General features: G+C 51.8%; 6 protein-coding genes. 1 reads left to right on the top strand and 5 read right to left on the bottom strand.

Annotation, left to right across the window (positions count from 1 at the left end):
• Positions 1–301: 301 nt before the first annotated feature.
• The 5 genes from AC3IFE_RS21340 to AC3IFE_RS21320 form a co-directional block, all read right to left on the bottom strand.
• The gene (locus AC3IFE_RS21340; protein WP_334000802.1) at positions 302–1,192 is read right to left on the bottom strand and encodes a hypothetical protein; all 891 of its coding nucleotides are present in this window, start codon (positions 1,190–1,192) and stop codon (positions 302–304) included.
• A 331-nt stretch (positions 1,193–1,523) separates the two neighbouring features.
• Positions 1,524–2,099 (bottom strand): recombinase family protein, encoded by a 576-nt coding sequence (locus tag AC3IFE_RS21335; protein WP_334000804.1) that lies wholly within the window; start codon positions 2,097–2,099, stop codon positions 1,524–1,526.
• A gap of 361 nt (positions 2,100–2,460) precedes the next feature.
• Complete coding sequence (locus AC3IFE_RS21330; protein WP_186223664.1) at positions 2,461–3,546, bottom strand: hypothetical protein; 1,086 nt, start codon at positions 3,544–3,546, stop codon at positions 2,461–2,463.
• Between the two features lie 11 nt (positions 3,547–3,557).
• Complete coding sequence (locus tag AC3IFE_RS21325) at positions 3,558–5,258, bottom strand: ATP-dependent nuclease (RefSeq protein WP_186223665.1); 1,701 nt, start codon at positions 5,256–5,258, stop codon at positions 3,558–3,560.
• A 586-nt stretch (positions 5,259–5,844) separates the two neighbouring features.
• Positions 5,845–6,321 (bottom strand): hypothetical protein, encoded by a 477-nt coding sequence (locus tag AC3IFE_RS21320; RefSeq protein ID WP_186223666.1) that lies wholly within the window; start codon positions 6,319–6,321, stop codon positions 5,845–5,847.
• A 225-nt stretch (positions 6,322–6,546) separates the two neighbouring features.
• On the opposite strand from AC3IFE_RS21320, the gene AC3IFE_RS21315 reads away from it, so the two are divergent.
• Positions 6,547–6,756, top strand: a complete 210-nt coding sequence (locus AC3IFE_RS21315) for a helix-turn-helix transcriptional regulator (RefSeq protein ID WP_038712376.1) — start codon at positions 6,547–6,549, stop codon at positions 6,754–6,756.
• Positions 6,757–6,788: the final 32 nt, after the last annotated feature.

Genomic DNA, 6,788 nt, shown 5'->3' with positions numbered 1-6,788 from the left:
AGTTTTGTTATCGAAATCGAGGGGGAATGAAGGTTTAGATTACCGCAGGCCGTGGGCAGGACGCGACAGTCGCGAACGACAATGGGTCGAGAAAACGCAGGCGGCTCCGAGTAAGCGAATGTCGGTTCAGATGGCTGATACGCGTAACGAGCAGCCATTGACCGGCGCTCGCGAGACGGATTGTAGATGGGTGAAAGCTGGCGAACCGCGGTTTCGATGCCGACCGGCAATCGGAACGCTGAGCCTCCTGCTGCAGGGGCGCGCCCAGCTCCGATTTGAACGAAACTAGACAGGTAGGCTGCTATCTGAGCGAGGGCTGCGCGAATTGCTCTAGCGCATCTAACGCTTTGGAAATCCGGATTGTAAGCTCGTTGTCTGTTGCGCCGCGCGAAGCAAAAACCTCCGACCTCACTTTGCGTCCGAATTCGCGATCCGCTTTGAAGATCTCCCCTTCGCTGCGCAAGTCATCCATGTAGCTCTCCGTCGCCGCGTTCAACAATACGACACAATCAACCAGTTCGCGGGTTAGCAGCCTGACGTCGCCACCCCATATTGCCTCGGCTTCGAGGCTCCTTGTTTCGAACTCTGTCATAGCTGCGCCAACCGGGGACCACCGGGCAGCGAAAACATGAGCGTAGGCCCGCACCTTTTCATCCCAACGAGTCTCACGGCCGAAGGACTGGCTCTCGCGATATTCGGCGGGAAATTCGCCTGCGACAATGAGTGGCGCGCGGCAATTGGCAACTGCCTCACGCAGCGCGTACGCAGCGCGCATTAGACTCAACGCGGCGTCGAAGCGCGTCCTTCCCCGCAACTCCCTAAGCCAGTTGTTCAAACCTTTCCAGGCCACTGTCGCAGTGACGGCGCCGGCGATCGCTAGAGCGATATCCTTGCAGATCGACACGAGTGCGGACACGTCTGCTATACGCACCGGCCCCGCCGCCGGCGAATGCGTCAGGACGGACACAGCTGACGGCACTTGGAGAAAGAATCCGGCCGCGATCAGACAAAGCCCGAGCTTTGAACGTCTCTGGTATCGTCGAGCTCGCTCTGTTGTCTCCATCGCCACGTACGAGCCCTCGTTGAGCACGTCGAGGTTAGGCAAGCCGTAAATAATCGTTAGAACCGCGCCCGCGAAGGCTAAAGCGAGGCCGGCAAGATTTGCAAAAGCGAAGAGCACCGTGAAGTTCATTGTCGGTATTCGAAGCCGTGGACCGCTAAGTTTAGAGCATGCCAGATCGCAAAACGACCACCACCTAAGGTTGATACTCCGAGTTGCCCTATGCAGTAGCCGGTCATGACTTGCGCCGTCCGGTAGACTCAAATGGGAGCCCTATTGAGCTCGGGCACGGCCGAGAAATAGCAAAGATTCCTCTACGAGCCAATGTCCGGACTTGAATTGGAAAGCTGTCGTCGACAGTTCAAAAGCTCAAACGACGCTTCCGGGGGATCACGGCCCGTGATGAAGCGACGGCGAAGCAATCTCACCTGATTCGACGCTGACTGAGAGATCAAGTCTTGGCTTACACAGCGTCGCGCACCCGCATGATCGTCTGACGGCTTGTGCCGTAGCGCTTTGCGAGACTCGCCACGCTCGTCCCTTCGCTCAGTTGCTGTCGCACCTCGTTCTGCTGTTGCTTGGTCAGTACAGACGGACGGCCCATCGCTTTCCCGTCCGCTCTTGCTCGCGCGATACCAGCCTGCGTCCGCTCGATCAACAAGTCGCGCTCAAACTCGGCAACGGCATTCAAGACCTGCATCGTCATTCGGCCAGCAGCACTGGTCAGGTCGACCCCGCCAAGAGCAAGGCAATGAATTCGGATACCGCGACGCGCCAAAGCTTCCACAGTTGCGCGCACGTCCATCGCGTTTCGACCAAGTCGGTCGAGCTTCGTAACGATCAGCACGTCGCCTTCTTCCATTTTGAGAAGCAGTTCCGCAAACCCCGGTCGCTGGTCCGCGCTGACACTTCCGGAAATGCTTTCCGTAATAACCCGACGCTTGTCGACGGAGAAGCCGGCCGCTTCGATCTCGCGAAGTTGATTAGTTGCCGTCTGGTCGGTCGTGCTGACGCGGGCGTATGCGAAGGTCCGGGACATGCTGCACTCTTAGTATGTTCGAAATGGATGTCCGAATCATACATCATGTCCGAAAATATGAAACCGTTATTTTCGGACATATCTACGCACCCATGTCCGTAAGGGATCGGTTTCGTACAGGCCCTCTTGTCCGAATTGATTTTGGTACCTCGGGTCCAATTGAACTTGCCGGCGTGTCGGTACTAGGATCGGGAACGCAAACTGAAACGATCACCGATCCGTGAAAGATATTGTCTCGAACGCTCACGTCGTAACGGCCCCGAAGGCACAAGATCGAATCCGTAAATATGCGTGCCAGTGAAGCCACTACTATTGACTGGAAGCTTCCGAGATAAACATGGCGCGAAATACGACTACCAATTTAAGGCTCGGCATTATCTGCAAATTCTTGCGCGTAAATCACAACCGTGCTTTCGTCGGACTCGACTTCATATGCCTCATACAGCCTCTGGAGTTCACCATAGCCCAACCTTCTTGAGCCAATTTTGCCGGTATTAAAAAGCCCTTCAAACATCTCACCAGAGAGAGATATATCTCGCATATTTTTGTATTCGAGAATTGGGCTACCGCGCTCCCCAAAGCTCTTACATTCGTCGATTCTGCAGATAGGAAGATGCTGCCCGGAGGAAATGAACCCTTGATCAGCCTTCTGAAGTTTGTCAGTGGGTCTCAGAAAAGATGCGCAACATGGAAATCGATATGAATTCGAATTCGGTTGTTGCGTACAAATACTTTCGTCGCACGTGAATTTCCTAAGACGATCCAATTGTCCGAGCATTCTCGGATCCGTCAAATACATCACCCTCTTTTCCCAGATCTTATACTGCACGGCAACAATACTAGCACCCTCCTCTCCGGGACTATGTCTCTCATAAATTATATCAGCACCAGTGATGTGCTCTGGCCTATCAGGATGCAAGACCCTAACGCGCAAAATATTTGAATCCGGAAGCTCGAAATCTCGATAAGCACGTCCAGAACTCATGGCCGGAACCGTTCTATGAACCGCCAATGCATCTCTAAATATAAGTTGATTCTCAGTATGAGACACCGGATTTAACTCTTTCTCCGTCGCAAGAAGGGCGGCGAGTCGGCGCTTAATTTGATCCACACTCCCTCTGTTGGCTCTATTCTGCTTCTCAATTTCGAGCAAATCTTTTTCCTCCGCGATCACCTCACGAACAAGATCGAGCGGATTTATCACAATATTTTCCTTAATACCACGCAGCCTGGCCCTCTGGCGAAATTCCTTGGTCGTATCACTTTCCCGCTCTCGCCGCAAAATACTTGTCCCTGGGCCCAGTAATTCCGGATAAAGCTCCCCACCAAGTTCAAGCGCATTGTCGTAAGTCGTTTTTCCAATATCGCCTTTCGCAGCAAGCTTTGTCATGCCACGGACAGCATTCAAAGTAACCCACTCGGCGTTAATCCTCGACGTATTATCCATTGTTGTCCCGTCTAGCTAACTAAAGATTTTTCCACGACCTGACAGAAGGCGCTCAACTTTTCCTCTGCTATCTGACTCGTTTCCAAAAGAAAAAGCACATGCTGAGGTTTCCGATGATCGGATCCAGCCTTTGGAATATCAAGCAAAGTCTCGACATCTCCGGCAACCGGAATTATTGATTTGGTAAAGTTCGCATCAGCCGAATCCACAATTAATTTATTGAGATCTCCGTGCTCACCCTTATTATTATCATCATCATGAATTACCGAATGAGATATACCCAAACGAGACAGCAGATTCATAAACCGATGAATGTTGTATTTTCCCAAACAGTCCAAGACGTACACCCCGCAGTCCGCACCAGAGACTTTACCGAGGCCGACAAGGCGATTGATTAATGCAACCTCGGTTGCACCCTCAACCAACAAGACATGATTCGCAAAGAAAATCGCAGACCGATCAGGATTAAGCCAGAGAAAATGCTTTACCGCCTCCATTTCCGGCCTTGCATCATCCGCGTGAAGCCTCTTTTCCATCTTAGGGTATTTCTTCGCAATCTCCGCAATCACTTGATTAGCGTCAATCAACTCATCCCAAGCAGCCTCGTCAATTTGATACGTGCAAGTAATTCCACCCTTTCGGCACAATCGAGTTATCGCAGGAATATCTTGCGCATTCTTACTAACGAAATTGGCAGAATGGGTCGCCACCAATACCTGCCAGTTTTCGGCTTCGGCGACGAGTGCCAAATTGCGCGCCAGCACCTCCTGCTGAGGTGGATGCAAGAAGGCTTCAGGTTCTTCGAATAATACTAGGTTTAGTGAAGGCGAAAAGTCTTTCACCTTCTTCCCTGCCTTCTTCCCTGTATAACGCGCCCCTAGCTGAATGAGAGAATAAATGAAATGACGCTGAAATCCTGATCCATAATAATCAATCCCTTGCTCTTTACCGTGAAAAAGATCTAGCAAGTCCCATCCAAGCATCGACTTGACAATTTCCGGCGCCGTCGGCGCAGGAAACTTCAATTGAAATGCCGAATCCCAAGGCTTCAGCATTTCATTCAACTCCGCCTCAAAACCGGATAACGAACGATCATCAGCCGTCTTCTCATCCCGGACAGCATCTGAAAATGCTTTTACATTTTTTGAAAATTCCGCATATGCAGCACCCCCCTCCACCACATCGCTCATAATATCACTAAGAAGATCTCGCAATGCAGAAGGCCCGCTAAGCTTGGCATGCTCATCAACCTTACTAATAGCAGGTATATATATTAAATCCCCGAACTTCCCGCTCTGCACATTCTTGGCACCATAGAACGGCTCGTCAGAAATTGTTCCATCGACCTTATATCCAAATATCGCACCAGTCGCAGATTTTCCGTCGTGCATCTTTAGCTCAGTCGAAAAATATTTACGGACTCGCAATACTCCATCAGCAAACTTGTAATCGTCAGCCAAAGATGCAAACTCATCTTTTGTCAAACTGAAAGTAAGATCAATCCAAGATTCGGCATCCTTGGGTTTAACATGCGGAAAATCGGTTCCCGCCTTAAATTTATAACCATCCTTTTCATAAAAGGCTCGGATTGCATCAATAACACTACTTTTCCCCGCATTGTTCGCCCCGACCAGAAGACCATAGCTCTTCATGACAAACGTCGCATCATGAATAGCTCGAAAATTATGTATCTGAACCTTGGTTAGCTTCATTGAGTGGCCTCCTGGCAACTTCAGGTTATTATCGAAATCAAGCCAACATACGTTGCCAGAGCCAACATCATTCGTCAATTAGATAAATAACTATTCGATACAAGCTTGACTCGAAGGAACCTCTTTCGCGCGGAGTCGGATTGCCCCGGATATACCTTCGTGAATACAGCGACTATTGCGACAGTTAAGTCCGACTCCTACACGAGACTGATTTCATGGCGATTTTCATAAATCTGATGCAGGTCAATTTTTCCAAACAACGGAGATTCACGCTCCTGATACACCTCGAACGTTGAGTGCCACCAAGTCGACGCCTCCCCCGATATAGCCAACCGAAAGCGCAACCAACCGTGAGAAAATATCGATCGCAGAGCCTAGGGCGGCCACCCGAAAACCGGACACCTTCGCCGGCTGGCTCGGCACTCTTTGGAAGGTGGCGGCACAGAAGGGTGCACCATTGACTAGTTCAAACAAATCTCACGCAAATTTAATGAAGTCAGCACGTCCAGGCCTTCGTGCCCGGCGTGCAAGTCCGCTTGCTCGAACTCTCCGATCGTTCGCAGCCGCTGCGGCACAACGTAGGGCGTCACAACCGTTTGCAGCCGCCCAAGGCGAAAGCCCGTTCGGCCAAATGCGGGACCTCATCCCGCCGAATGTCCCGGTAGGCGAAGCGATAGGATTGCTCGCGGGTCTGCTGGTCAAATGCGTCGATTCGGGTAATCCCCGCGCGGCCCAAGAGTTGATGAAACACGAGCTTTTCAACGGGCGCGCGTTGGAAGCTGTTGTGCACTACGCGCGACGTGAGACCGAGACCGCGCTCGTAGGGCGAATCAATGCGTTGCATATGCAGATTGCAGAGATTACCGAGCAGCATGACGTATTGCAGGCCCGCTTTGCCACGCTTCAGGTGGAGCAACGAGAGCGACAAGAACAAGCTAAGCAAAAACGACGCAAGGCTATCAAGCCAGCCCAAGCGGCCCGGCTTGCAGGGGCGACAAATACGAAGATCTCGGCTGAACTGACTCGACGGCGGCGCAATGGCGAAGATATCCAAGGTCGTCATGTTTGCTCAGAGATCGCCGCGCGACTTGGTGTTACGGCAGATCACGTGCGCAAGGTAAAGCGGAACTGGCTCAGTGGGTTAAAGCATGAAAAACGCGACTGATGTATCGATCGTCTTGTTTGACGCAACCGAAACGCGATTATCGATACGGTAGTCGCGTATCTCGCTTCAAGCTCCGTACTAGCCCGTGCAGTCCCGCACGGTCCCTAGAGATGAGGAGCTTGAATGGAAAATCTGTCGTCAACGTCCGGCAATCGAGTCGTCCGCATGCGACCGCTTATTGAGCGTGTCGGTTTGAGCAAGAGCGAAATCTATCGCCGAATTCAGGCAGGAACGTTTCCCCAGCCAATCGCACTCGGCGTTCGTGCCGTTGGCTGGCTCGAACGGGACGTAGAGTTGTGGCTCGCGACTCGCACGAAGCGAGGTGAGGCGTGAGCGACACGACCAAGTTGGCGGAACAAACCACC

The sequence above is a fragment of the Burkholderia sp. APQ4-4ca genome, from assembly GCF_057837105.1.
This window is presented reverse-complemented; position numbering and strand designations above follow the sequence as displayed.